General features: G+C 72.1%; 22 protein-coding genes and 3 pseudogenes. 11 read left to right on the forward strand and 14 right to left on the reverse strand.

Features of this window, described 5'->3' with window-relative positions:
* Positions 1–541: 541 nt before the first annotated feature.
* On the forward strand, positions 542–1,570 hold the full coding sequence (trpS, locus tag ADK65_RS28670) for a tryptophan--tRNA ligase (protein WP_053673891.1): 1,029 nt from the start codon (positions 542–544) through the stop codon (positions 1,568–1,570).
* Positions 1,571–1,615: 45 nt separating this feature from the next.
* Here trpS and proC read toward each other — a convergent pair whose 3' ends face one another.
* The 6 genes and pseudogenes from proC to ADK65_RS28700 all read right to left on the reverse strand — a co-directional run bounded on the left by proC (position 1,616) and on the right by ADK65_RS28700 (position 6,023).
* Positions 1,616–2,428 carry a pyrroline-5-carboxylate reductase gene (gene proC / locus ADK65_RS28675; protein ID WP_053673892.1) on the reverse strand — a complete coding sequence of 271 codons (813 nt, stop codon included), beginning with the start codon at positions 2,426–2,428 and terminating at the stop codon, positions 1,616–1,618.
* Positions 2,429–2,532: 104 nt separating this feature from the next.
* The gene (locus ADK65_RS28680; protein ID WP_053673893.1) at positions 2,533–3,312 is read right to left on the reverse strand and encodes an ABC transporter permease; all 780 of its coding nucleotides are present in this window, start codon (positions 3,310–3,312) and stop codon (positions 2,533–2,535) included.
* Positions 3,309–4,139, reverse strand: coding sequence for an ABC transporter ATP-binding protein (locus ADK65_RS28685; RefSeq protein ID WP_053673894.1), 831 nt, complete (start codon positions 4,137–4,139; stop codon positions 3,309–3,311). Before ADK65_RS28685 ends, ADK65_RS28680 begins: the two co-directional genes overlap by 4 nt.
* 32 nt (positions 4,140–4,171) lie before the next feature.
* Positions 4,172–5,015: pseudogene (locus tag ADK65_RS28690) on the reverse strand (class I SAM-dependent methyltransferase).
* 132 nt (positions 5,016–5,147) lie between these two features.
* Positions 5,148–5,660: a hypothetical protein gene (locus ADK65_RS28695; protein WP_053673895.1), complete on the reverse strand. Its 513-nt coding sequence runs from the start codon at positions 5,658–5,660 to the stop codon at positions 5,148–5,150.
* A 42-nt stretch (positions 5,661–5,702) separates the two neighbouring features.
* On the reverse strand, positions 5,703–6,023 hold the full coding sequence (locus ADK65_RS28700) for an SH3 domain-containing protein (protein WP_053673896.1): 321 nt from the start codon (positions 6,021–6,023) through the stop codon (positions 5,703–5,705).
* A 181-nt stretch (positions 6,024–6,204) separates the two neighbouring features.
* Here ADK65_RS28700 and ADK65_RS28705 point away from each other — a divergent pair, with 181 nt between their 5' ends.
* Positions 6,205–8,346, forward strand: a complete 2,142-nt coding sequence (locus ADK65_RS28705; protein ID WP_053673897.1) for a protein kinase domain-containing protein — start codon at positions 6,205–6,207, stop codon at positions 8,344–8,346.
* Between the two features lie 62 nt (positions 8,347–8,408).
* On the opposite strand, the gene ilvD is transcribed toward ADK65_RS28705, so the two are convergent.
* The 4 genes from ilvD to ADK65_RS28725 form a co-directional block, all read right to left on the reverse strand.
* Complete coding sequence (gene ilvD, locus ADK65_RS28710) at positions 8,409–10,262, reverse strand: dihydroxy-acid dehydratase (protein ID WP_053673898.1); 1,854 nt, start codon at positions 10,260–10,262, stop codon at positions 8,409–8,411.
* A gap of 149 nt (positions 10,263–10,411) precedes the next feature.
* Positions 10,412–11,044, reverse strand: a complete 633-nt coding sequence (locus tag ADK65_RS28715; protein WP_053673899.1) for a TetR/AcrR family transcriptional regulator — start codon at positions 11,042–11,044, stop codon at positions 10,412–10,414.
* Positions 11,041–11,865, reverse strand: coding sequence for a sugar phosphate isomerase/epimerase family protein (locus ADK65_RS28720; RefSeq protein WP_053673900.1), 825 nt, complete (start codon positions 11,863–11,865; stop codon positions 11,041–11,043). The genes ADK65_RS28715 and ADK65_RS28720 overlap by 4 nt, the downstream gene beginning before the upstream one ends.
* Positions 11,866–11,959: 94 nt before the next feature.
* Positions 11,960–12,892 carry a Ppx/GppA phosphatase family protein gene (locus tag ADK65_RS28725; protein WP_053673901.1) on the reverse strand — a complete coding sequence of 311 codons (933 nt, stop codon included), beginning with the start codon at positions 12,890–12,892 and terminating at the stop codon, positions 11,960–11,962.
* An 83-nt stretch (positions 12,893–12,975) separates the two neighbouring features.
* Between ADK65_RS28725 and ADK65_RS28730 the strand changes: the two genes are divergently transcribed.
* On the forward strand, positions 12,976–13,794 hold the full coding sequence (locus ADK65_RS28730) for a hypothetical protein (RefSeq protein WP_053673902.1): 819 nt from the start codon (positions 12,976–12,978) through the stop codon (positions 13,792–13,794).
* Between the two features lie 47 nt (positions 13,795–13,841).
* Here ADK65_RS28730 and ADK65_RS28735 read toward each other — a convergent pair whose 3' ends face one another.
* Complete coding sequence (locus tag ADK65_RS28735; RefSeq protein WP_053673903.1) at positions 13,842–15,566, reverse strand: BACON domain-containing protein; 1,725 nt, start codon at positions 15,564–15,566, stop codon at positions 13,842–13,844.
* A 197-nt stretch (positions 15,567–15,763) separates the two neighbouring features.
* On the opposite strand from ADK65_RS28735, the gene radA reads away from it, so the two are divergent.
* Both radA and disA read left to right on the forward strand, forming a co-directional pair.
* A complete protein-coding gene (radA, locus tag ADK65_RS28740) occupies positions 15,764–17,173 on the forward strand; it encodes a DNA repair protein RadA (protein WP_053673904.1) in 1,410 nt (469 codons plus the stop codon).
* 80 nt (positions 17,174–17,253) lie between these two features.
* Positions 17,254–18,378 carry a DNA integrity scanning diadenylate cyclase DisA gene (disA, locus tag ADK65_RS28745; protein ID WP_053673905.1) on the forward strand — a complete coding sequence of 375 codons (1,125 nt, stop codon included), beginning with the start codon at positions 17,254–17,256 and terminating at the stop codon, positions 18,376–18,378.
* A gap of 197 nt (positions 18,379–18,575) precedes the next feature.
* Here disA and ADK65_RS28750 read toward each other — a convergent pair whose 3' ends face one another.
* Entirely contained in the window at positions 18,576–19,541 is a 966-nt protein-coding gene (locus tag ADK65_RS28750; RefSeq protein ID WP_053673906.1) for a helix-turn-helix transcriptional regulator, read from the reverse strand.
* Positions 19,542–19,633: 92 nt separating this feature from the next.
* Here ADK65_RS28750 and ADK65_RS28755 point away from each other — a divergent pair, with 92 nt between their 5' ends.
* Both ADK65_RS28755 and ADK65_RS28760 read left to right on the forward strand, forming a co-directional pair.
* A complete protein-coding gene (locus tag ADK65_RS28755; RefSeq protein WP_053673907.1) occupies positions 19,634–19,999 on the forward strand; it encodes a VOC family protein in 366 nt (121 codons plus the stop codon).
* Positions 20,000–20,062: 63 nt separating this feature from the next.
* Positions 20,063–20,707: a hypothetical protein gene (locus tag ADK65_RS28760; protein ID WP_234352984.1), complete on the forward strand. Its 645-nt coding sequence runs from the start codon at positions 20,063–20,065 to the stop codon at positions 20,705–20,707.
* 148 nt (positions 20,708–20,855) lie between these two features.
* On the opposite strand, the gene ADK65_RS28765 is transcribed toward ADK65_RS28760, so the two are convergent.
* Positions 20,856–21,722 carry a hypothetical protein gene (locus ADK65_RS28765; RefSeq protein ID WP_078956190.1) on the reverse strand — a complete coding sequence of 289 codons (867 nt, stop codon included), beginning with the start codon at positions 21,720–21,722 and terminating at the stop codon, positions 20,856–20,858.
* 175 nt (positions 21,723–21,897) lie between these two features.
* Here ADK65_RS28765 and ADK65_RS28770 point away from each other — a divergent pair.
* Positions 21,898–22,538 (forward strand): annotated as a pseudogene (locus ADK65_RS28770) (phosphatase PAP2 family protein).
* 71 nt (positions 22,539–22,609) lie between these two features.
* Here the strand turns inward: ADK65_RS28770 and ADK65_RS28775 are convergent.
* Positions 22,610–22,919 (reverse strand): annotated as a pseudogene (locus ADK65_RS28775) (response regulator transcription factor); the annotation flags it as partial.
* A 352-nt stretch (positions 22,920–23,271) separates the two neighbouring features.
* Between ADK65_RS28775 and ADK65_RS28780 the strand changes: the two are divergent.
* The 3 genes from ADK65_RS28780 to ADK65_RS28790 all read left to right on the forward strand — a co-directional run bounded on the left by ADK65_RS28780 (position 23,272) and on the right by ADK65_RS28790 (position 25,704).
* Positions 23,272–24,240 carry an A/G-specific adenine glycosylase gene (locus ADK65_RS28780; RefSeq protein ID WP_053673909.1) on the forward strand — a complete coding sequence of 323 codons (969 nt, stop codon included), beginning with the start codon at positions 23,272–23,274 and terminating at the stop codon, positions 24,238–24,240.
* A gap of 283 nt (positions 24,241–24,523) precedes the next feature.
* The gene (locus ADK65_RS28785) at positions 24,524–25,063 is read left to right on the forward strand and encodes a SigE family RNA polymerase sigma factor (protein ID WP_053673910.1); all 540 of its coding nucleotides are present in this window, start codon (positions 24,524–24,526) and stop codon (positions 25,061–25,063) included.
* Positions 25,051–25,704: a hypothetical protein gene (locus tag ADK65_RS28790; RefSeq protein ID WP_053673911.1), complete on the forward strand. Its 654-nt coding sequence runs from the start codon at positions 25,051–25,053 to the stop codon at positions 25,702–25,704. Before ADK65_RS28785 ends, ADK65_RS28790 begins: the two co-directional genes overlap by 13 nt.
* Positions 25,705–25,708: the final 4 nt, after the last annotated feature.

The raw sequence follows: 25,708 nt of genomic DNA on the forward strand, positions 1-25,708 counted from the left end.
CCCGCTTTCGCGTTTCCCTTTCCGGCGGTTCCGACTCTATCAGATCCTTTCGGGCCTGATCCCCGGTCAGCGGGGTTTGTCTTTGCGGCTGTTGGGCCGTTCCGACGAGTGAGACTTTAGCGGATTCCCCGGCTCCCGAGCGAATCGGGGGCCGCGTCCTTTCGAACGGGGATTCCTCATTCCGTAAATACACATGCCAATGCAGCGACGGCAGACGTACTGCGCGGCGTTGAATGGTGGGTACTTGCGGAGTGGCCGCCCGGGGACCGACCGGAGTCGGCGCTCACGTCGGGCAACTCGGAGAACACTACGGATGGGGGTAGGGCGTGTCAACTCAGGGGCGGGCGGCACTCCCGGGGCGTAGCCTGGGCTTCATGACGACGCGTACGTGCACCCGGCTGTGGTGGGCCGCCTGACGGCGGCCGCGCTCACGTACGCACTCAACGGCCGCCGCTTCGGCGGCCGTTTTCGTTTCTCCCTCCCGGAACCACGGAGGGGCGGCCGCCCGGGGCGGCGGTCCCGACCGGGAGGTGGAGGAGAGATGACGCGGGTCTTCAGCGGGGTCAAGCCGACGGGACATCTGACGCTGGGGAACTATCTGGGGGCCATGCGGCGGTGGGCCGCCGTGGACCAGCACGAGGCGGAGGCGTTGTTCTGTGTCGTCGATCTGCACGCACTGACCGTGGACCACGATCCCGCGCGGGTGCTGAGGCTGAGCCGGCAGTCGGCGACGCTGCTGCTGGCGGCCGGTCTGGATCCGCGACTGTGCACGGTGTTCGTGCAGAGCCATGTGGACGAGCACGCCCGGCTGTCGTACGTGCTGGAGTGCGTGGCCACCGACGGTGAGATGCGGCGGATGATCCAGTACAAGGAGAAGGCCGCGCGGGAGCAGCGGCGGGGCGGGAGCGTGCGGCTGTCGCTGCTGACGTATCCCGTGCTGATGGCGGCGGACATCCTGGCGTACGGGGCCGACGCGGTACCGGTCGGGGACGATCAGCGGCAGCACGTGGAGCTCGCACGGGACATCGCCGTGCGGTTCAACCAGCGGTACGGGCACACGTTCGTGGTGCCGCGGGCCACGCGGCCGGAGGTGGCGGCGCGGGTGATGAACCTGCAGGAGCCGGCGTCGAAGATGGGCAAGAGCGACGACGTCGGGCCGGGGATCGTCTATCTGCTGGACGAGCCGGACGTGGTGCGCAAGAAGGTCATGCGGGCGGTGACCGACAGCGGGCGGGAGGTCGTCTACGACCGGGAGGACCGGCCGGGGCTCGCGAATCTGCTGGAGATCCTCGCCGCGTGCACCGGTGGGGCTCCTGAGGAGCTGGCCGGGGCGTACACGTCGTACGGGGATCTGAAGAGGGACACCGCCGAGGCCGTGGTCGAGGTGCTCCGGCCCCTTCGGGAGAGGCACAAGGAGTTGTGCGCGGATCCCGCGTATGTGGAAGGGGTGCTGCGGGAGGGGGCCGAGCGGGCTCGGGGGATGGCCCGGCCGACGGTGGATGCCGCGTATCGGGCGATCGGGCTGCTGCCGGCCGTGCCGGAGGCGGCCGGGGCCGTGGTGACGGTCTGAGGTGACGCCGGTGCGGGGGCGGGTGGTGGGCCCGCCCCCGGGTGGTCAGCTGTTGTTGCCGGAGGCCAGGGCGCGGCTGCGGTCGCGGGCGGCTTCGAGGGCGGCGATGAGGGCGGCCCGTACGCCGTGGTTCTCCAGTTCGCGGATGGCGTTGATCGTCGTGCCGGCGGGGGACGTGACGTTCTCGCGGAGCTTGACCGGGTGTTCGCCGCTGTCGCGGAGCATCGTCGCGGCGCCGATGGCGGACTGGACGATGAGGTCGTGGGCCTTGTCGCGGGGCAGGCCGAGGAGGATGCCGGCGTCGGTCATGGCTTCGACCAGGTAGAAGAAGTAGGCCGGGCCGGAGCCGGAGAGGGCGGTGCAGGCGTCCTGCTGGGACTCGGGGACGCGGAGCGTCTTGCCGACGGCGCCGAAGATCTCCTCGGTGTGGGCGAGGTGGTCGGCGGTGGCGTGGGTGCCCGCGGAGATGACGGACATCGCCTCGTCGACGAGGGCGGGGGTGTTCGTCATGACGCGGACGACCGGGGTGTCGGGAGCGAGGCGCTCCTCGAAGTAGGCCGTGGGGATGCCGGCGGCGCCGCTGATGACCAGGCGGTCGGCGGGGACGTGGGGGGCGAGCTCGTCGAGGAGGGTGCCCATGTCCTGCGGCTTGACCGTGAGGATCAGGGTGTCGGCGGTCTTGGCGGCCTCGGGGTTGGTGACCGGGGTGACGCCGTAGCGGCTGCGGAGTTCCTCGGCTCGTTCCTGGCGGCGGGCGGTGACCAGGAGGTCGGACGGGGTCCAGCCGGCGCGGATCATTCCGCTGAGCAGGGCTTCGCCGATCTTGCCGGTGCCGAGGACTGCGACTTTCTGGGTCATGGCGCGGGGTGCCTCCGAAGGGTGCGTCGTCCGGGGTCCATCCTCGCACCGGGGAGTGGGGGACGGCTCGGGTGTCCGCTGGGCGGGATGTCGCGCCGGGCCGGCTACGCCGTCCGGCGCCTCAGGGTCGCGGCGCCCAGGGTCAGGACCAGGAGGGCGCAGCCGGCGACGATCAGGGTGTCCCGGACGAAGGTGGCGGTCATGTCGCTGTGGTGCAGGACCTCGTTCATGCCGTCGACGGCGTAGGACATGGGCAGGACGTCGGAGAGGGCCTCCAGGGCCGGGTGCATGTTGTCGCGTGGGGTGAACAGCCCGCACAGGAGGAGCTGGGGGAAGATCACCGCCGGCATGAACTGGACCGCCTGGAATTCCGAGGCCGCGAAGGCCGAGACGAAGAGGCCGAGGGCCGTGCCGAGGAGGGCGTCGAGGAGGGCCACCAGGAGGAGGAGCCAGGGGCTGCCGGTGACGTCGAGGCCGAGGAACCAGACGGCGAGGCCGGTGGCCAGGGCGGACTGGATGATCGCGAGGGTGCCGAAGGCGAGGGCGTAGCCGGCGATGAGGTCGCCCTTGCCGAGGGGCATGGCGAGGAGGCGTTCGAGGGTGCCTGAGGTGCGTTCGCGCAGGGTGGCGATGGACGTCACCAGGAACATCGTGATGAGCGGGAAGATGCCGAGGAGGGACGCGCCGATGCCGTCGAAGGTGCGGGGGCTGCCGTCGAAGACGTAGCGCAGCAGGAGCAGCATCACGCAGGGGATGAGGACCAGCAGCGCGATGGTGCGGGGGTCGTGGGTGAGCTGGCGCAGGACCCTGGCCGCGGTGGCGGTGGTGCGGGAGGCGTTCAGGGCCCTGGGTGGGGTGGTCGTCCTGGGCGGGGTGGTGGTCATCGGGTCGTCTCCTTCGTGCGGGGTGCTGCCTTCGCCTCGTCGACCAGGTGGAGGAAGGCCTCCTCGACCGTGTCGGTGCCGGTGCGGGCGCGCAGGGCGTCGGGGGTGTCGTCGGCCAGGAGTTCGCCGTCGCGCATGAGGAGGAGGCGGTGGCAGCGTTCGGCCTCGTCCATGACGTGGGAGGAGACCAGGAGAGTGGCGCCGCGGGCGGTCGCGATGTCGTCGAAGAGGTTCCAGAGGTCGCGGCGCAGGACCGGGTCGAGGCCGACGGTCGGTTCGTCGAGGACGAGCAGGTCGGGCGTGCCGAGGAGGGCGACGGCGAGGGAGACGCGGTTGCGCTGGCCGCCGGAGAGGTTGCCGGCGAGGGAGTCGGCGTGGGTGGTGAGGTCGACGTCGGCTATGGCCCGGGTGACGTCCTCGGCACGGCGGTCGGCGGCTGCCCGGCCGGGGTTCAGGATCGCGGCGAAGTAGTCCAGGTTCTGGCGGACGGTCAGGTCGTCGTAGACGGACGGGGCCTGGGTGACGTAGCCGATGCGGGTGCGCAGGGTGGGGTGGCCGGCGGGGTGGCCGAGGACGTCGAGGGTGCCGGTGACCTTGGCCTGGGTGCCGACGAGGGCGCGCATGAGGGTCGACTTGCCGCAGCCGGAGGGGCCGAGGAGACCGGTGATCTGGCCTCGGGGAACGGTGAAGCCGAGGTTGCGCAGGACGGTGCGGGTGCCGCGGGTGACGCTGAGGTGCTCGGCGTGGACGGCTGGGGTGTGCGGTGTCGGCGGACGGTCGGGGGCGGGGCCCGGGCGTGGTGAGCTCCCGGGAGCATTATTCATCATGCGATGAATAATGCTCCCGGGGGTTGGGTGCGTCAAGCGGCCGGGGTCTCGGCCAGGAGGAGGACCACCTCGTAGACCTCCTCCACGAGTCCGTCCGGGAAGGTGCGGAGGAGGTGCTCGCGTTCCGCGGCCAGGAAGGCTGCGGTGCGTTCCGGGTCGTGCGTGAGGAAGACCGAATGGCTGCCGATGTTGGCGAGGTGGGTGTCGACCGGGACGCGGCGGCTCCAGCGGACCGTTCGGCGGGTGAAGTCGAGGAGGCCGGTGGGGTCGGCGGCGCGGGCGTTGACGTTGCGCTTCTCCGCGGAGACGTCGATGCGGAAGTGGCGCTCGGTGCGGGTGGCGGCCTCGGCGATCCAGGGGACGTCCAGGGCGTCGGTGTTCCACCACAGGGCGAGGGCGCCGCCGGGGCGCAGGACGCGCAGGGCTTCGGGGACGGCTCGGGTGGGGTCGGTCCAGTGCCAGGCCTGCGCGTAGGTGAGGAGGTCGACGGAGTCGTCGGTGAGGGGGAGGTCGTCGCCGGTGCCGCGGACGATCGGGATGCCCGGGAGGGTGCGGCGGAACTGGGCCGCCATGCCGTCACCGGGTTCCACGGCGATGACGTGCGCGCCCCTCGCGTGCAGGAGGGCCGTGGCGATGCCGGTCCCGGCGCCGACGTCCGCGACGCGGGTGCCGGTGAGGGGGCGTCCGGTCAGGTCTTCTATCGCGTCGAAGAGGGCCGGGGGGGTAGGAGGGGCGGTTGGCCGCGTACTGGGCCGCGGCGGCGTTGAAGGAGTGCGCCCGGGCGGAGCGGGCGGGCTCGGAGGTGGGGTGTTCGTCAGGGGGTTCGGGGGCGGGGCGGGCTCCGGTGGGGTGGTGGGCGGAGGGAGGTGTGGTCATACGGCCATGGTGGCCGCGGGACGGGGTGGTGAGGGGTGAGATTTCGGTGAGAGCGGCGGGAGTTGGGCGGGGGTGGCCCGGAGGAGCCGGGGCGGCCCACGAACCGCCGGGATCACTCGACGCAACGAAGCGTTACTGGACCCGGCGGCGGTTCTTCGGGTTGCCCGAGCGGCGCGACGTGCGCTTCTCGTACTGCTTGCGGGCCTCCTCGTACTCCTCGCGGTGCAGCGTCTCGCCGGGTGCCTCGGTGAGGGAGCGGAGGAAGTAGGCGAGGAGGGAACCGACGAAGCCGACGGCCAGAAGGCCGCGCAGGGACGCCTGGCGCTCGGGGTCGGGGCGGCTGGTGAAGCCGGCCCGGGTGTGGCGGAAGGCCATCGCGCTGCAGAGGGCGAACATCGCGACCATGAGGACCGTGACGAAGCCGCCGATCGCGGCGATCCGGAGACCCTGGTAGGCGAGGCGGAGGACGAGGCAGGAGGCACCGGCGGTGGCCAGGGAGCCGACGGCCACGGCGATACGGCGGGCTGTGTAGCCGCGGTCGTGGTGCAGCCAGGTCGTGCCGAAGAAGCGCAGGGGCTCGGGCCGGGGGCCGGAGGCCTCGGCCGTGGAGCCCGCGGCGGCAGGGGTGCTGTCTTCTGCACTCACGGGTCGATTATCACCCTCGCCCGGCCGCGGGCTCTGTGCGGGCTATCCGCAGCGCGGACGGACGTAACCGTCGCTGCCGGTGTTCACGTAGGCGTCCGAGACGTACTCGCCGTCGCCGATGTTGTCCCAGATGTTCGAGCTGCCGTACGGGCCCGCCACGGTGGTGCCGGGCCTCTGGCAGATGATCGTGACCCTGGCTCCTTCGGGCAGGACGCGGACGAGGGCGTAGCCGGTACCGGGGCCGCTGCGGACGTTCAGGCGGACACCCGGAGCGACGGAGTACGAGCGCAGGGCCGTCGCCGCCATGGTGACGGCTTCTCCCTCGCCTCTGCGTTCGAGTTCCTCGGTGTGGTCGACGGACATGAAGTTCTCCCCCGTTGAGCCCCACGGCTGGCGTGGGGTCCCGTTGATTCCCGCGCATCACGGCATGCGGCACGTGTGCGCGACTCGTGCCGGGAGGCTAGCAAGCCGCCTCTGTCCCGCACGAGTCTTCGACTAGGCTCCGTGCGTCGCGCGCGCGGACGAACAGCACGGGGGTGGTTCCATGGCGCCACAGCGGAACGCCGGAGCGGGCGCGGAAGCGGAACTTCCCGAATACGCCGGGCACTACCGCCTGGAGTCCTGCCTGGGCTCCGGGGGGATGGGGGTCGTGCACCTGGCGCGCAGCACCTCCGGGATGACGCTCGCGGTCAAGGTCGTGCACGCGGAGTTCGCCAAGGACCCCGAGTTCCGGGGGCGTTTCCGGCAGGAGGTGGGGGCCGCCCGGCGGGTCAGCGGGGCCTTCACCGCGCCGGTCGTGGACGCCGACCCCGAGGCGGGGCGGCCCTGGATGGCCACCTTGTACATCCCGGGTCCCACGCTCGCCCAGGAGGTGAAGCGGAACGGGCCCTTGGCCCCTGCCCGGTTGCGGCGGCTGATGGCCGGGCTCGCGGAGGCGCTGCGGGACATCCACCGGGTCGGGGTCGTGCACCGGGATCTGAAGCCGGGCAACGTGCTGCTCGCCGAGGACGGGCCGAAGGTCATCGACTTCGGCATCTCCCGGCCGAAGGACAGCGAGTTGCGCACCGAGACCGGGAAGCTCATCGGGACACCGCCGTTCATGGCGCCCGAGCAGTTCAGTCGGCCGAGGGAGGTCGGGCCCGCGGCCGACGTGTTCGCGCTGGGCTCGGTGATGGTCCACGCGGCGACCGGGCGGGGGCCGTTCGACTCGGACAGTCCGTACGTGGTCGCCTACCAGGTCGTGCACGACGAGCCGGAGCTGACCGGCGTGCCCGAGGAGCTGGCTCCGCTCGTGCTGCGGTGCCTGGCCAAGGAGCCCGGGGACCGGCCCTCCCCCGACGAGTTGATGCGGGAGCTGCGGTCGGTGTCGGCGTCGTACGACACGCAGGTCTTCGTACCCCCGGAGCGGGCCGGGGAGGAGCCGGCGGAGCCCGCCCCCGAGGCGCCCGCCCCCGAGGCTCCGGCTGCCGAAGCGCCTGCTGCCGAGGCGCCGGTGCGTGAGGGGTCCGGCCGGCTGCGGAAACGGGGGGCCGTGGTGGCCGGGGCCCTGGGACTGGCGGTCGCCGGGGCGCTGGCGGTGGTGGGTCTGCCCGGGGGTGCGGATCCGGCGCGGGAGGTCGCCTCGCCGCGGACCACGGCCGCCGCGTTCTCCGGGTGGGAGGCGGAGCCGCTCGACGGCCGGAGCACGCCGCAGTGCTCGTACGCGGCGGACGCCGTGGTGTGCGCGCAGGAAGGGCTGGTGTTCGCGCGGGACTCCGTGGACGGGCGGCTGCTGTGGCGGCGGGCGCTGAAGGGCACCGCAGCGAGCGGGCCGCCGGCCGGGGCCCCGGTCGTGGCGGACGGCAGGGTGCTGGGCGGACTCGGTCAGGGACGGGAGCTCACGGTCGTCGACCTGGCCTCGGGCGGGGTGTCCCGGCGGGAGCTGCCGGCGTACGGCGGGCTGCGGGCCGTGGGGGGCATGGTGCTGCTCACCGGATCCGACGGCACGGTCAGCGGGGTGGAGGCCGCCTCGGGACGGGTGCGCTGGAGCCACCGGGTGCCGGGGCAGGACGTGCCGTACTTCGTCTCGTTCCCCGGCGACCGGCTGGCGTACGCGGTGAGCGTGTCCGGTGACGGGAGCCGGACGCGGGTCACGGCGGTGGATCCGCGGACGGGTGCGGCGCGGTGGCAGGCAATGCTGGACGGTGACCTGGAGGCCGTCGGCACGGCGGACGGGGCGCTCGTGGCGCTGGCCGTCGACCCGGCACGCGGTGAGGCGCGGGCCGTCGTGCGCTACGACCCCCGCAGCCGCACGACCGTGCGGGTGCCGTTGCGTGTGCCCCTGGCGCAGGCACAGGGCAGCGTGCGCGGGGAGGTCGTCCATCTCATGGCGAGCGGCGGGGCGTTGACGGCCGTGGACCTCAGGGCGCGTGAGCAGGTGTGGACCCTGGAGACGGGGGTCGTGCGGGCGTCCAGGCCGGCGGCGGACGGCCGGCATGTGTACGTGAGCGCGCCCGACGGGCGGATGCTCGCCGTCGACGCCCGGCGGGGCAGGCTCGTCGGGCAGACGCCGGTCCGGCTGAGCGAGCGGTCCGACCGGGTGCCGGCCTCCCTCCCCGAGCCGGTGGTGGTGGGCGACCGGGTCTACGGCAGCGCGCCGGACGGAACCGTGTTCGCCGTCAACGGGCGGGATCCGGCGGCCTGGTGAGCGCGCACGGCGAGGGCCGCCCCCCCGGTCGGGGGAGGCGGCCCTCGGCGTGTGGTGCGGGCTCAGCCCAGCTTCGACACATCCCGCACGGCGCCCTTGTCGGCGCTGGTCGCCATCGCCGCGTAGGCGCGCAGGGCGGCGGAGACCTTGCGCTCGCGGTTCTTGGGGGCGTACACGCCGTTCAGCGCCTGCTCACGGCGGGCCAGTTCGGCGTCGTCCACCAGCAGCTCGATGGCGCGGTTCGGGATGTCGATGCGGATGCGGTCGCCGTCCTCGACCAGGGCGATGGTGCCGCCCGCGGCCGCCTCGGGCGAGGCGTGGCCGATGGAGAGGCCGGAGGTGCCGCCGGAGAAGCGGCCGTCCGTGACCAGCGCGCAGGTCTTCCCGAGGCCGCGGCCCTTGAGGTACGAGGTCGGGTAGAGCATCTCCTGCATGCCGGGACCGCCCTTGGGGCCCTCGTAGCGGATGACGACCACGTCGCCGTCCTTGACCTGCTGGGTGAGGATCTTCTGGACGGCCTCCTCCTGCGACTCGCAGACGACCGCCGGGCCCTCGAAGGTCCAGATGGACTCGTCGACGCCGGCCGTCTTCACGACACAGCCGTCGACCGCCAGGTTCCCCTTGAGGACCGCGAGGCCGCCGTCCTTGGAGTAGGCGTGCTCGGCGGAGCGGATGCAGCCGCCCTCGGCGTCCTCGTCCAGGGCCTCCCAGCGCTCGGACTGGGAGAAGGCCTCGGCGGAGCGGACGCAGCCGGGGGCCGCGTGCCACAGCTCGACCGCCTTGGCGGAGGGGGAGCCGCCGCGCACGTCCCAGGTCTTCAGCCAGTCGGCGAGGGAGGGGCCGTGGACGGAGTGGACGTCCTCGTTGAGCAGGCCCGCGCGGTGCAGCTCGCCGAGCAGGGCGGGGATGCCGCCGGCGCGGTGCACGTCCTCCATGTAGTACGTGCGGTCCTTGGCCACGTTCGGGGCGACCTTGGCCAGGCACGGCACGCGGCGCGAGACCTCGTTGATCTCGTCGAGGCCGAAGGGGACACCGGCCTCCTGGGCGGCGGCCAGCAGGTGCAGGATCGTGTTGGTGGAGCCGCCCATGGCGATGTCGAGGGCCATGGCGTTCTCGAAGGCCGCGAAGGACGCCACGCTGCGGGGCAGGACCGTCTCGTCGTCCTGCTCGTAGTAGCGGCGGGTGATGTCCATGACCGTGTTGGCCGCGTCGACGTACAACTGCTTGCGGGCCGTGTGGGTGGCGAGGACCGAGCCGTTGCCCGGCAGGGACAGGCCGATGGCCTCGGTCAGGCAGTTCATCGAGTTGGCGGTGAACATGCCGGAACAGGAGCCGCAGGTCGGGCAGGCGTTCTCCTCGATGCGGAGGATGTCCTCGTCCGAGATCTTGTCGTTCACGGCGTCGGAGATCGCGTCGACCAGGTCGAGGGTGCGGACCGTGCCGTCGACCAGGGTGGCCCGGCCGGACTCCATGGGGCCGCCGGAGACGAAGACCGTCGGGACGTTCAGCCGCAGGGCGGCGTTGAGCATGCCCGGGGTGATCTTGTCGCAGTTGGAGATGCAGATCAGGGCGTCGGCGCAGTGCGCCTCGACCATGTACTCCACGCTGTCCGCGATCAGGTCGCGGGAGGGCAGGGAGTAGAGCATGCCGCCGTGGCCCATGGCGATGCCGTCGTCGACGGCGATGGTGTTGAACTCGCGGGGGATGCCGCCGGCGGCGACGACCGCCTCGCTGACGATCCGGCCGACCGGCGCGAGGTGCGTGTGCCCCGGCACGAACTCGGTGAAGCTGTTGGCGACCGCGATGATCGGCTTGCGGCCGATGTCGCCGCCCGGTACACCGGAGGCGCGCATAAGGGCGCGGGCGCCCGCCATGTTGCGGCCGTGGGTGACTGTGCGGGACCTCAGCTCGGGCATCGTCGCTCGCTCCTTCAGAGACGGCGTCAGAGAGTTCGGAGATTTCTGACTGCTACCGAGCGTACGCCCGTCATCCAGTGGGCGGGACGAGGTGTCCGGAATGCGGGACGCCTGTCTCGGACGACGGCACCCGTGGCGGCACGCAGGCGTTACGGATCGGTCAGATGTCCTTGTACGACGGGGGCCAGCCGTGCGATGACCTGCTCCGGGTCCGCCGAGGCCAGCGGCTCGATCCTCAGCACGTACCGCAGGATCGCGGTGCCCACGAGCTGGGCGGCGGCGAGCTCGGCCCGCAGCTCGGCGTCCGGCAGGTCCAGCCGCACGGCGATGCGGCGCAGCACCTGGGTGGCGATGATCCGCCGGAAGACGGCGGCCGCGGTGTCGTTGGTGAGGGCGGAGCGGACGATGGCGAGCAGCGGCGCGCGGGTCGCCGGGTTCTCCCAGACGCCGAAGAAGAAGCGGGCCAGACGCTCCCCCACCCCGTCGAGCGGGCCCTCCTCGACGGCCTTCGGCGCTTGCAGGGCCGGTCCGAAGGACTGGGTGATCGCCGCCTCGAAGACCTGCTCCTTGGTCCCGAAGTAGTGGTGCACGAGCGCCGAGTCGACCCCGGCGGACTTGGCGATGCCGCGCACGGACGTCTTCTCGTAGCCGCGCTCGGAGAACTCGTCGCGGGCGGCGGTCAGGATGCGGTCGCGGGTGTCCGCCGACTCCGTGCGCGGGGGGCGGCCGCGGCGGCGGGCGGTGGTGCCGGGCGCGCTGTCGGCCGGGGGCCGGCCGGTCATCGCCGTGGCACCTTCACCGCCGAGGCCAGGTGCAGGCGGGTGAAGGCCAGGGCCTCCGCCAGATCGGCCTCGCGCTCGGCGCTCGACATCGCGCGGCGGGTGTTGACCTCGATGACGACGTGCCCGTCGAAGCCGGTCAGGGCGAGGCGCTCCAGCACCTCGGCGCAGGGCTGGGTGCCGCGGCCGGGCACCAGGTGCTCGTCCTTGGCCGAGCCCCGTCCGTCGGCGAGGTGGACGTGGCCGAGGCGGTCCCCCATGCGGTCGACCATGTCGAGGGCGTCGGAGCGGGCCGTCGCGGTGTGGCTGAGGTCGATCGTGAAGTGCCGGTAGTCGTCCTTGGTGACGTCCCAGTCGGGGGCGTACGCGAGCATCTCGCGGTCGCGGTAGCGCCAGGGGTACATGTTCTCGACGGCGAACCGTACGTCCGTCTCGTTCGCCATGCGCCAGATGCCGGCGACGAAGTCCCGGGCGTACTGGCGCTGCCAGCGGAACGGGGGGTGGACCACGACCGTGCTCGCGTCGAGCTTCTCGGCCGCCGCGCGGGCCCGCTGCAGCTTGGTCCACGGGTCGGTGGACCAGACGCGCTGCGTGATGAGCAGGCAGGGGGCGTGCACGGCCAGGATGGGGATCTGGTGGTAGTCGCTGAGCCGGCGCAGGGCCTCGATGTCCTGGCTGACCGGGTCGGTCCAGACCATGACCTCGACCCCGTCGTAGCCGAGGCGCGCGGCGATCTCGAAGGCCGTGGCCGTCGACTCCGGGTAGACCGAGGCCGTCGACAGGGCGACCTTCGCGTCCGGGATCTTCACGGCTGGGTCTGCCATGCAGGACAGATTACGGGGTGTGGTCGGGGTGGGGTGGGGGTCCTCCCGGCCGTTGTGGTGTTTGCCATAGCGTTCGGCCCCCCTGACACCTGTCCTACTCGGACTCCATGTGATCCAGGCGACGCAGGATCACGCCTTCGCGCAGCGCCCAGGGGCATATCTCCACGCGCTCCACGCCGAAGAGGTCCAGCGCGGCCTCGGCGACCAGGGCGCCCGCCAGGAGCTGGCCGGCCCTGCCCTCCGAGACGCCGGGCAGCTCCGCGCGCTCCCGTTCGGTCATGGCGGCCAGTCGCGGGACCCAGCCCTCCAGGGACTCCCGCTTGAGCTCGCGCTGGACGTACAGGCCCTCCGCGGAGCGGGCCGCCCCGGCGATGCGGGCCAGCTGCTTGAAGGTCTTGGAGGTGGCGACGACGTGGTCGGGGGTGCCGAAGCGGCTGAACTCGCCGACCGTGCGGGCGATCTCGGTGCGGACGTGGCGGCGCAGGGCGCGGACGTCCTCCGGGTCGGGCGGGTCGCCGGGCAGCCAGCCGGCGGTGAGGCGGCCGGCGCCCAGCGGCAGCGAGGCGGCCGCGTCGGGCTCCTCGTCGATGCCGTAGGCGACCTCCAGGGAGCCGCCGCCGATGTCCAGGACCAGCAGCTTCCCGGCCGACCAGCCGAACCAGCGGCGGGCGGCGAGGAACGTCAGCCGGGCCTCCTCGGAGCCGGTGAGGACCTGGAGCTCGACGCCGGTCTCGGTGCGCACGCGCTCGAGGACGTCGTCGGCGTTGCGCGCCTCCCGTACGGCGGAGGTCGCGAACGGGAGGACCTCCTCGACACCCTTGTCCTCGGCGGCCTGGAGCGCCTCCTTGATCACCGAGACCAGCCGGTCGACGCCGTGCGGGCCGATCGCGCCGTCGTCGTCGAGGAGCTGGGCGAGGCGCAGTTCCGCCTTGTGCGAGTGCGCGGGCAACGGGCACGCGCCGGGGTGCGCGTCCACCACGAGCAGATGCACCGTGTTCGATCCCACGTCGAGGACACCGAGTCTCATGTACGGAACGCTAGCGCCCTGCGGGCCCTCCGCCGTCCTCGGCGGGGGTACAAGGCCCGTGGCGGGGCCCGTACCCTGGACTCGTGCCAAAGACGAAAAAGGCGAAGCGCGACAAATCACCGGCTGTCGTGGATTCCGACGAGAAGGGCCTCGACTTCGCTCGCGCATGGGTGGAGTTTCCTGATCCGGCGGACGACGAGCAGGTCTTCCGCTGCGATCTGACATGGCTGACCTCTCGCTGGAACTGCATCTTCGGCAGCGGCTGCCAGGGCATCCAGGCGGGCCGCGCGGACGACGGGTGCTGCACGTTGGGTGCCCACTTCTCCGACGAGGACGACGAGAAGCGCGTCGCCGAGCATGTGGCCAGGCTCACGCCGGACATCTGGCAGCACCACGCCGAGGGCACCCGGAACGGCTGGGTCTCCGAGGACGAGGACGGCGAGCGGCAGACACGGCCCTTCCAGGGCTCGTGCATCTTCCAGAACCGGCCCGGTTTCGAGGGCGGCATGGGCTGCTCGCTGCACATCCTCGCCCTGAAGGAGGGCCGCGAGCCGCTGGAGACCAAGCCGGACGTGTGCTGGCAGCTGCCGGTGCGCCGGACGTACGAGTGGATCGACCGGCCCGACGACACGCGTGTGCTGCAGGTGTCGATCGGGGAGTACGACCGGCGCGGCTGGGGCCCGGGCGGCCACGACCTGCACTGGTGGTGCACGTCGGCCACCTCGGCGCACGGCGCGGGCGATCCCGTGTACGTCTCCTACCGGCCCGAGCTGATCGAGCTGATGGGCAAGGCCGGCTACGACCGGCTGGTCGAGCTGTGCGAGGAGCGGCTGGCCTCGCAGTTGCCGCTGCTGGCTCCGCATCCCGCGGATCCCGCGCCTCCGGCGGGCCCTGGGGCCTGAGGGGCCGCGTCCCGCGCCTCCGGCCGGTTCCGGGCCCGAGGGGCCGGCTATGACGTGACCGGGTCCGGGTCGCCGCTGTCCGAGGGCGGTGGCGTCGAGCCCTCCGGATCGGTCGGGTCCGGGTCCGTCGGCGTGGGTGTGGGGTCCGGGTCGGTCGACGGGGGCGGGGTGGTCGGCGTCGGGTCGGGGTCCGGGGCGGAGGTCGTGGGTGTCGGATCGGGGTGGGTCGGCACCGGCTCGCCCGGGTCGCTGGGGCGGGGGTCCGGGCCGGAGGGCGTGGGCGCGGTGCCGTAGCCCTCGATGCGGACGACGGCGCCCCCCGGTGCCACCGCCACCTGCGCCTGCCAGGCGCCGGCGGGCTCCCGCAGATGGTCGACGTACACCTTGATCGTCAGCGACTCGCCGGGCCGGAGCGTTCCCGAGGACTGGCTGAGGTAGAGCCAGGGGGCTCCCGTGGACGCGGACCAGCGGACCGGGGCCGGACCGCTCGCGGTCAGGGTGATCAGGGTGGTGTCGCCGCTGTTGTCGGCCGTGATCTCCAGGGCGCTCTCCCGTCCCGCGCCGGCCACGCCGAGGACCTCCACGGAGACGTCGGCCTTGCCGTCCTTGCCGAAGCGGGGACCGGGGCGCGTGCTCGCGTTGCCCGTGTTCTCGTAGCCGCCGCCCGCGATCTCACCGTCCAGGCCGAACGGGTCGTCCGCCTCGAGCGCGGAGGCCGAGCGGCCGTCCTGGCCCTCGCCGACCGGGGTGCCCCGGTAGGCGGCCCACAGGGCCAGCACGGGGGCGGCCACGACGGTGGCGACGACGGTCGTGGTGATGGCACGCGCGCGAAGGCGGTCCCTACGGGCGGCGTGGTCCTTGGGGTCCATCGGGAATCCCCGCCGGTCGAAGCGGGGAGCGGCGTTCCGCGCGCGCGGGTGGTGGGCCATGGCGACGTGCACGGCCGCGCGGGGTGCCGGCAGGACGGGCAGTTCGGCGGGCGTGACGCTGGTGCCGGGCCAGCGGCCGGGGATGGCGCGCTCGGCGGTGCGGCGGCAGCGCGGGCAGTCGTCGACGTGCCGGACGAGTTCGCGGCGCAGGGCCGTACCGAGGACGAGCCGGTCGTCGCCGACGAGGTGCGCGACGCTCGGACACGCCCCGGTCTCGACCACGGCGAGGGCGGCACGCGTGCGTTCCACCTCGCACGCGGCGGAGGCGAGCAGATCGCGGGCGGCGGCCAGGTCCATGCCGAGGACGGCGGCGACCTCGTGGGCGGCGAGGTGGTGGCGCACGGCCAGTTCGAGCGCCTCGCGCTGCTCCGGGGTGGTGCCCGCGGCCTCCGGCCAGGCCAGCAGGGCCAGTTCGCGACGGCGCTGCTCCTGGACCTCCTCGGAGGGGGCCGGGGCGGCGGGACGGTCGGCGCGCCGACGGTCGGTGCGGCCCGCCGCATGACTGCTCAGACGTTTCTGCTTGGCCTCGGCCAGCTTGCGCAGGCACGCCCAGCGGGCCAGGGCGTACAGCCAGGCCCTGCGGTCTCCGGGTGCCCCGGGGGCCTGCCGGCCGCGGCGTTCGGCGAGTGCGAGGACGTCGCCCAGGGCGGTGGTCGCGGCCTCGTGGTCGCACAGCACCGACAGGCAGTAGGTGAACAGGCCGTCCAGGTACGGCTCGTAGCGCGCGGGCGGCCGCTGCGCCAGCGTGCGCGCCGCCCCGTGGTCGCGCGCTTCCCGGTGCGCCCGGTGTGCACCGGCCGTGCGGGTCGAGCGGGTCGAGATGTCCGGAGTACTGCTCATCATTCGGCGACCGTAGGGGGCCGGGAGTGGCCCCTTCCTCCGGCTTGAGCACATTTAATCCGTACGGGTGAAACGATCCCTCAATCGGGGACATGAACCGGTTGTTCCGCGGCCGGCGCGGGGTGGCGGGGCCCTGGCGCGCAGGTGGCCGCCGTCGGCCGGTCCTCGCGATGTCAGTGTCTGCGGCTACGGTTCCGTCCATGGCTGCCCGTACGAAGACCACCAAGGACCGTCCGTCCTACCGCTGCACGGAGTGCGGCTGGCAGACGGCGAAGTGGCTCGGCCGCTGCCCCGAGTGCCAGGCCTGGGGGACGGTCGAGGAGTACGGCGCGCCCGCGGTCCGGACGACGACACCGGGCCGGGTCACCACCTCCGCCCTGCCCATCGGCCAGGTGGACGGACGGCAGGCCACCGCCCGCCCCACCGGCGTGCCCGAGCTGGACCGCGTGCTCGGCGGCGGGCTGGTGCCCGGCGCGGTGGTGCTGGTCGCGGGCGAGCCGGGGGTCGGCAAGTCCACGCTGCTGCTCGACGTGGCGGCCAAGTCCGCGAGCGACGAGCACCGCACGCTGTACGTCACGGGCGAGGAGTCGGCGAGCCAGGTCCGGCTGCGCGCCGACCGCATCGGCGCCATCGACGACCACCTGTACCTGGCGGCCGAGACGGATCTGGCCGCGGTGCTGGGCCACTTGGACGCGGTGAAGCCGTCGCTGCTGATCATGGACTCGGTGCAGACGGTGGCCTCTCCCGAGATCGACGGCGCGCCCGGCGGCATGGCCCAGGTGCGGGAGGTCGCGGGCGCCCTCATCCGGGCCTCCAAGGAACGCGGCATGTCCACGCTGCTGGTGGGCCACGTCACCAAGGACGGCGCGATCGCGGGGCCGCGCCTGCTGGAGCACCTCGTGGACGTCGTCCTGCACTTCGAGGGCGACCGGCACGCCCGCCTGCGTCTGGTGCGCGGCGTCAAGAACCGCTACGGCACCACCGACGAGGTCGGCTGCTTCGAGCTGCACGACGAGGGCATCACGGGCCTCGCCGACCCGAGCGGGCTCTTCCTGACCCGCCGGGCCGAACCGGTCCCGGGCACCTGCCTGACCGTCACCCTGGAGGGCCGCCGCCCGCTGGTCGCCGAGGTCCAGGCGCTCACGGTCGACTCGCAGATCCCCTCCCCGCGCCGCACCACCTCGGGCCTGGAGACCTCCCGCGTCTCGATGATGCTCGCGGTGCTGGAACAGCGCGGGCGGATCAGCGCCTTGGGCAAAAGGGACATCTACTCCGCGACGGTCGGCGGTGTGAAGCTCTCGGAGCCGGCCGCTGACCTGGCCGTCGCCCTCGCCCTGGCGAGCGCCGCGAGTGACACACCTCTCCCGAAGAACCTCGTCGCGATCGGGGAAGTGGGCCTCGCGGGCGAGGTGAGACGCGTCACGGGCGTGCAGCGCAGACTGGCGGAAGCCCACCGTCTGGGCTTCACACATGCCCTGGTACCGGCCGATCCGGGCAAGGTCCCGCCGGGCATGAAGGTCCTGGAAGTCGCGGACATAGGGGACGCCCTGCGGGTCCTCCCGCGCTCCCGTCGCCGAGAGGCCCCACAGGACCAGGAGGGTCGCCGGTAGACTTTGCCCTGGTCTCGCCCGTCCGTGCGAACCGAGCGCGCGACACGGGGGCGCCCAGAACCTGCGACCGGAGGAGTGCAGTGGCAGCCAACGACCGGGCATCGGCTCCCGGAAAGTCCGGCGGGAGTGCCGGTACCGATGGCCTGATGCGCGCCTCCCTGAGCGCCGTGGCACCCGGCACCAGCCTGCGTGACGGCCTGGAGCGGGTGCTCCGCGGCAACACCGGCGGGCTCATCGTGCTCGGCTCCGACAAGACGGTCGAGGCGCTGTGCAGCGGCGGTTTCGTCCTGGACGTCGAGTTCACCGCGACCCGTCTGCGCGAGCTGTGCAAGCTGGACGGCGGCATCGTGCTGTCCTCGGATCTGTCGAAGATCCTGCGCGCCGGCGTGCAGCTGGTCCCGGACCCGACGATCCCCACGGAGGAGACGGGCACCCGGCACCGCACCGCCGACCGCGTCAGCAAGCAGGTCGGCTTCCCTGTGGTCTCCGTCTCCCAGTCGATGCGGCTGATCGCCCTGTACGTCGACGGCCAGCGCCGCGTCCTGGAGGACTCCGCGGCGATCCTGTCCCGCGCCAACCAGGCCCTCGCGACCCTGGAGCGCTACAAGCTCCGTCTCGACGAGGTGGCGGGCACCCTGTCGGCGCTGGAGATCGAGGACCTGGTGACCGTCCGGGACGTCTCGGCGGTCGCCCAGCGTCTGGAGATGGTCCGCCGCATCGCCACGGAGATCGCCGAGTACGTGGTGGAGCTGGGCACGGACGGCCGGCTGCTGGCCCTCCAGCTCGACGAGTTGATCGCGGGCGTGGAGCCCGAGCGCGAGCTGGTCGTGCGGGACTACGTCCCCGAGCCCACGGCCAAGCGCTCCCGCACGGTCGACGAGGCCCTCGCCGAACTCGACGCCCTCAGCCACGCCGAGCTCCTCGAACTGACCACGGTGGCAAGGGCGTTGGGCTACACCGGCGCGCCCGAGACGCTGGACTCGGCGGTCTCCCCGCGCGGGTTCCGCCTGCTGGCCAAGGTGCCCCGGCTGCCCGGCGCGATCATCGACCGCCTGGTCGAGCACTTCGGCGGGCTGCAGAAGCTGCTCGCCGCGAGCGTGGACGACCTGCAGACGGTGGACGGCGTGGGCGAGGCCCGGGCGCGCAGTGTCCGCGAGGGCCTGTCGCGGCTGGCGGAGTCGTCGATTCTGGAGCGGTACGTGTAGCGACGCGCAGGATCCCGTGTTCGAACGGCTGAGGGCGGTACCCGGAGAAAGAGGTACCGCCCTCGGACGGTTCCGCCGCGGCCTCTCGTTCGGTTGTTCGCTCGCTGCCCGGCGCCTGCCGCTGGTTCAACTGCCCGGGCTACGCCGCCGGGAGCCAGCCGGCCGGAGGCGGGCCGCCGGGCCCTGGGTGTCGCGGGTCAGGACGTTGGTGACGACGCATAGTGGCGGGCAAGATCGGTGGCGAGGTCGCGAAGGTGAGCCCTGGCTTCGGTGGGGCCGTGCACAGTGATGGCGCTCCCGAACGGCAGTAGTGCTCGCACGTCCTCAAGATGCAGGAAGCGGATCGTTACCTTGCGGCCGGTGGCGGATTCTTCCTTGTCGTCCAAGACGAGTCGTAGGCCGAAGATCCGTTGGGCTCGCTCGATCTGGGTCCGGTCGATGGTGGCGCTGACCTCGATCGCGTGGTTGTGTTCCCATCGGTCGACGAGCGCGGCAGCAACGGTGGCCAGGGTCTGACTTTCGCGGATCCGTCGTGGCCGGTCGACTTCCTGCCACGTCGTGATCCGTTCGAGTCGGTACATCCGTGGCACTCGGGCACAGTCGGCGACGAGGTACCAGGTGCCGGCCTTGGCGAACAGCCCGTAGGGATCCACGACCAGGTCGCGTGGGCTTGATTCGCGTGGGCTGTCGTACTGGATCCGTAGCCGGTGACCTCGCCGCACTGCGCCGATCAGCGAAGCCGGAGTCGTGTCGAAAGCCCGTGCCTGACGCCAGGGACGGCTGTCCACGTGCACCACGTCGGTGAGGGGCAGGAGTTCATGAACTCGATGTCCCTGTGTAGCGGCGACCTTGGAAAGCGCGCGCCGGCTTGCCACGGATGCGTCGAGCTCCGCGCGTTGCTTCTCGTCCAGCCCGGTGAGCGACAGATGATCACGCTCGTCCGGTGTGAGTCGCGTGAGGTCGAGTCCAGAACCGGGCAGCATGATCACGCCTCCGAGGCGGCCCCGGTGTGCGGTCACCGACAGACCGGCGTCACGGAGCCAGTTCAGGTCACGGGTGACGGTTCGAAGGGACACCCCGAGCGCTGAGGCGAGTTCCCGTGTGGTCACGGCATCCCTCGATGTGAGGAGCAGCATGAGGGTGAAGAAGCGGTCTGGGGTCACGCACCGATTTACTCAGGAATTGCGACACGATGCGGCGCATATCCCGGTCAGGCTGGTGGATGCGTATTCGCCACCTGTGAGAAGGAACAACCATGACCAGATCCGTCGTGTCCATCGTCTACGTGAACGACGCTCCCACCGCAGCTCGTTTCTACGGCGACCTCCTTGGCATGAGTCCCTCGTTCCAGACGCCGGGATACATCACCTTCGACCTCGGGCCAGGCGCTGACCTCGGTCTGTGGTCTGGCCAGTTCGAGGATCTGTCACCGGACGTCCCGCGCACCAGTGAGGTGTGCCTGGCCATCGGCGGTGGGCCCGACGAGCTCCGAACGATCTACGACCTGTGGAAGTCCAAGGGCGTCACGATCCTGCGCGAGCCTCATGATGCGGGGTTCGGGCTGACCTTCCTCGCAGCCGATCCTGACGGAAACCGTATCCGCGTCGCACCGAAGGACTGAAAGGCCGCAATGCGGCAGGCGCAGTCGGGAGGGACTCTGCTGGTGCTGGTAGAACAGTGACCGGTGGGTATCCAGGAGCGCGAGCGCAAGATGTACCGGCCGCTGCGGCGGGCCGGCCTCGAGGTGATCCCGGACGCCGTTCCGGACGGCACGATGCCGTTCGTCTTCGGATATCGTCCCGAGGACATTGTCGGCCGCTTCTCCCACCGCTACGAGACCCCACGGCTCATCGAGCGTCTCAACGAGGACTGGTACGACCTGGCGGTATCCTCCGGCCTTCTCGACCACCAGCGCGAGTTCCTCGTCCGGCTTCCCCACGGCACCCACACGCACCAAGCCGTCCTGCGTAGGCAGAACCAGCACTATGGCCGCCGTGCCGCACCGGAGGTCTGGACCCGGGTCAGGCTCCTGGACCGCTGGGACATCATGGGCCGGGGTGCGGCATCGGCGTTCCTCGGCATACGGGCGGGCCACCCGGGCTTCGGCATGATGGCGCTCGACAGCAGCGTGTACATCAGCTGCTCGACGGGCGAGGCCGGTGTCGACGTGAGCGCAGTGGCCCACCCGGCCCGCTCTGAGAATGTCCTTCAGTACCTGGAGTGGTACGCGCATTGGGACTATCCCCGCGCCGACAAGGAGTTGCAGAGGCGGATCGCCGTCTGGCTCGCGGGCCGCGCACCTGATGCCATCAGCAGTTCCGACCGATGACCGCGCGGCCCCAGCGGCGAGGTCGGCAAAAGGTCGCCGTCCAGTTGATCAGGTGACTACGCCCATTCGGCAAGCACTGGTAGCGCTTCGTTACGTGAGTGACCTCGCCCCCTGCAGACCAGCAGATCCGGCACCTGACGAAGCACTACTAGTCGGCCGAGAGCACGAACGACGTCTGCACCTTCGCGAAGCCCGGGGCCTTGGCTTCCACCAGGTACGTGCCCGGCCCGGCCGAGCCGGCGGGAGGCGTGGCGCACTTGGGAGCGCTTTGCTTGCGGTCCCACTTCACGGTGTAGGTGATGTCGCTGCCGGCGGCGACCCGGTACAGCTGGTGCGCGGCGGACTTGGGGCAGTCCTCGGAGGACCAGTAGTCGTCGTCGCTGCTCGCCGGCGCGATGGTGAACACGGCGTTCTTGGGCCCGAGATCGATCTTGCAGTCGCTGCCGGAGACGTTCCTCACGGTCAGCAGGAACGTGGGCGTCTGCCCGGGGTCGTAGGTGTTGTGCCGGCTGCGCAGGCTGAACTTGACCGCGCTCGCGGTGCAGTTGGGCAGGGTGGAGCCGGACGGCAGGGTGTCGCCCGCGCCGATACCGCCCGCGGTGGCGCCGTTCGCCGAGCCGTCGTCGTCGCCCGCCCCCTCGGAGCCGGAACCGGAACCGTCGCCGGAACCGGAGCCGGAGCCGTCTCCCGACCCGTTCCCCGAGCCGTCACCGGAGCCGTCGCCGGAGCCGGACGAGGAGCCGCCGGGACCACCGGAACCGCCGCCGCCCGACTCGTCGCGCCCGCCGGGTGCCTGACTGATGGCCGGACCCGAGCTCGACGGTCCGGGCGTGATGGAAGGCGCGGGATTCTTGCCGTTGGCGCCGTTGTCACCGCCCTTGCCGCCCCCGCCGCCCATCATCACGATCCAGGTGGTCAGCAGCGCCAACACGGCGACCACACACACCAGTACGACCCTCCGACGCCAGTAGATGGAGGAGGGAAGCGGCCCGACCGGATTGCGCAGAGATCCCACGGCCCAAACCTTACGAGAGATCGGCACGCCAACCCGTGCCACCCGCCGCTCGAAGCGACAACTTTTCCGGATCATCATCCCGGAAGTCGGCTTCCCGACCCCGTCTTTCGTCAGGTACGCGACCTGACGATCGCTGGGTGTGGCCGAACAGGCCATTCGCCTACCGTCCGTGAGCATGGCCTTCCAGGACGCGACGCTCTACCGCGACATCACCGACTTCGCCCGGACCACCCCGTCGTGGGTACAACACGGAGCCGAGGCATGGACGGAGGCAGGACTGCTCGTCTTTGTCGCACTGTTCACCGCCGGCTGGTGGCGCGCCCGCCGCGACAGTACCCGCGCGTTCGCGACAGCGGTCCTCGCACCTGCGGCCACGGCTGTGGCGTATGTGTGCGGTGAAGCACTCAAGTCCGTTGTCACGGAGGAACGTCCGTGCAGGGCGGTGACTGACGCGGCGGTGTCGCTGACCGGATGCCCGCCGCACGGCGACTGGTCCTTCCCGTCCAACCACGCCACGATCGCGGGCGCTTCGGCGGACGCCCTGGCCCTGGTTCGGCGTGCGCTGCTGTGGCTGACCGCCCCGCTCGCCCTGCTCATGGCCTCTCCAGGGTCTTCGTCGGCGTCCACTACCCGCACGACGTCTTGGCGGGCCTCGGACTCGGCGCACTCGTCGCCCTCGTCGCCGTACGGCTGAGCACCGAGCCGATGACCCGGCTGACCGAGGCGCTGCGCGCCTCCTCGGCACCGGCGGTGCGGTGGGTGCTGGGACCGGGTCAGGCGCTCGCCCCGCCGTACGAGACGGTCGCGCGCCGGTGAGCCGGGACGCACGGCGCGCAGCGCGACAGGGCGGCACGCGCGCCGCCCAACCGCTCCGCACGCGCGGCCGCTTACGACTCCACCAGCCCCGCCTCGTACGCCACGATCGCCGCCTGCACCCGGTTGCGTACGTCCAGCCGGTCCAGGACCGCGCTGACGTAGGCCTTCACGGTGCCCTCGACCAGGTGGAGCCGGGCGGCGATCTCCGGGTTGGACAGGCCCGCGCCGACCAATCCGAGCACCTCGCGCTCGCGAGGGCTCAGGACCGCCACCCGCGCGTGCCCGGGCCTCCCGGGTGAGGCGCCCGCCGCCGAGGCCCTCGTCGATGACGTACCGGGCCACCTTGGGCGAGAGGAACGCAGCCCCTGCGGGTAGGAGACGGTGAACAGGGCCGGGGCGGCGGCGAGACTCAAGGCCGCCACCAGCCCGAAGGCGACCAGAGGCAGCCGCCGGGACGCGGCGGCGGCCCCTGCCAGCACGACCACTCCGCCCACCTGCTGCCAGCCCGGCCGCGGCTCGTTCAGCCCGATCCGGTCCGCCGTGAGCGCCGGGACGGCGAGGGCGGCCCAGAGGAGGGCGCCACGGGCGAGGGAGGCTGGGCCGGGAGGTCGCATGCGCTTGACGCTACAAGCGCCCGGCACGCCCGCACTGCTGTCGATCGTCAGGTAGCTGCCTCCTTCACGGGTGGCGGTTCAACCGAACAGGCACCTCTGCGTGGCACCATCGAGAGGCCATGACTGCTCCCACGAAACCCCCGCACCCCACCGCCGCCTCCCCCTCCGCCCCCTCCGGCACCTCCACCGGCGACACTCCCCCGGGCCCGGCCCTCGGAGAGAACCTGCACTCCCCCGTCATCGACTGGTTCGGCGAGAACGCCCGTGACCTGCCGTGGCGGCGCCCCGAGGCCGGGGCGTGGGGAGTGATGGTCAGCGAGTTCATGCTGCAGCAGACGCCGGTGAGCCGTGTGCTGCCCGTCTACGAGCAGTGGCTGGAGCGCTGGCCACGGCCGGCCGACCTGGCCAAGGAGGCGCCCGGCGAGGCCGTTCGCGCCTGGGGGCGGCTCGGCTACCCCCGCCGCGCGCTGCGGCTGCACGGCGCCGCCGTCGCCATAACCGAACGGCACGGCGGTGACGTACCGGCCGACCACGCCCAGCTGCTCGCACTGCCCGGCATCGGCGAGTACACGGCGGCCGCCGTCGCCTCCTTCGCCTATGGGCAGCGGCACCCGGTGCTGGACACCAACGTCCGCCGGGTCTTCGCCCGCGCGGTCACCGGTGTGCAGTACCCGCCGAACGCCACCACCGCCGCCGAGCGCCGGCTGGCCCGCGCGCTGCTGCCCGAGGACGAGCCGACCGCCGCCCGCTGGGCCGCCGCCTCCATGGAGCTGGGCGCGCTGGTGTGCACGGCGAAGAGCGAGTCGTGTCACCGCTGCCCGATCGCCGCGCAGTGCGCGTGGCGGCTGGCGGGCAAGCCGGAGCACGAGGGGCCGCCCCGCCGGGGCCAGACGTACGCGGGCACCGACCGTCAGGTGCGCGGGCGGCTGCTGGCCGTGCTGCGGGAGGCCCCCGGACCCGTACCGCAGGCGGCTCTGGACCGGGTGTGGCACGAGCCGGTGCAGCGGGCCCGCGCCCTGGACGGTCTCGTCGCCGACGGCCTGGTGGAGCCGCTGGCGGGCGGTTCGTACCGGCTGCCGCTGACCTGACGTACAGGCAGGTCACAGCCGCGGACCGGCGTCCGTAACAGAGACCGGGTGGACAAATCACCCCTAACCAGCCTCAACACCCCCACCGCCCTACCCCGTTCGGATTTCCGTTACACAACCGACGGACAGCCGAGTGCTGGCCGCAGGCTGCTTCGGACAGTGCCGTGACAACGCCTCCGTACCTTCAGATGCGTTCCCGCAGAACAGGGGACGACTGAAGACCACAGCAGTGCACGGGCGGCGGGGAGCCGGCCCGAAACGGGGAAACGGGAGGCGGTTCACCATGGCGCAGGGCGAGGTGCTCGAGTTCGAGGAGTACGTCCGCACCCGGCAGGACGCGCTGCTGCGCAGTGCCCGCCGCCTGGTACCGGACCCGACCGACGCGCAGGACCTGCTGCAGACGGCGCTGGTCCGGACCTACGGCCGGTGGGAGACCATCGAGGACAAGCGGCTGGCCGACGCCTACCTGCGCCGGGTGATGATCAACACCCGCACGGAGTGGTGGCGGGCGCGGAAGCTGGAGGAGGTCCCGACCGAGCAGCTCCCGGACGCCTCGGTCGACGACGCCACCGAGCAGCACGCGGACCGCGCCCTGCTCATGGACGTCCTGAAGGTCCTCGCCCCGAAGCAGCGCAGTGTCGTGGTGCTGCGACACTGGGAGCAGATGTCCACGGAGGAGACGGCCGCCGCCCTCGGCATGTCGGCCGGAACGGTCAAGAGCACGCTGCACCGGGCGCTCGCCCGGCTCCGCGAGGAGCTGGAGTCCCGCGATCTGGACGCACGCGCGCTGGAGCGTGAGGAGCGGGAGCGGTGCGCGGCCTGACCGGCGAGGGTCCTGCACGGACCCGGGGCAGTATCCAGGCGGTGAGCGCGGCCCTGGCCGTGCCCACCGCCCTCGCCCTTTTGGTGTCGGGCTGCGGTGCGGGCGGCACCGGCGCCCGTGACGAGGGCCCGGCGCACGCCGACTCGGTGGCCGGCGCCGCCGCGACCCCGTCCGCCGCACCGTCGAAGTCGCCCGACAGCGTGAACGCGGTCAAGCTCGTCAAGGACGACCCGAAGGTCGCACCCGAGGTGAAGCGCGAGCTGAAGCCGTGCGTGGCCAACGAGTACCCGGTCGACGTCTCCTACGGCAATCTGACGTCAGGCTCCGCGGACGACGTCGTCGTCAACGTGCTGACCTGCGGTGACGCGGTGGGCGTCGGCAGTTACGTGTATCGCGAGCAGGGCGGCTCCTACGAGAACGTCTTCACGTCCGAGGAGCCGCCGGTCTACGCGGAGATCGACCGCGGCGACCTGGTGGTGACCAAGCAGGTGTACGACAAGGGTGACCCGGTGTCGAGTCCGTCCGGGGAGAACGTGATCACGTACAGATGGACCTCCGGCCACTTCGCCGAGAAGTACCGCACGCACAATGACTACGGGAAGGTCGCCGTCGACAGCGCGACGCCGGCGCCCGCGAGCTGACGCG

The organism is Streptomyces sp. NRRL B-1140 (assembly GCF_001280065.1).
Taxonomy (GTDB): Bacteria; Actinomycetota; Actinomycetes; order Streptomycetales; family Streptomycetaceae; genus Streptomyces.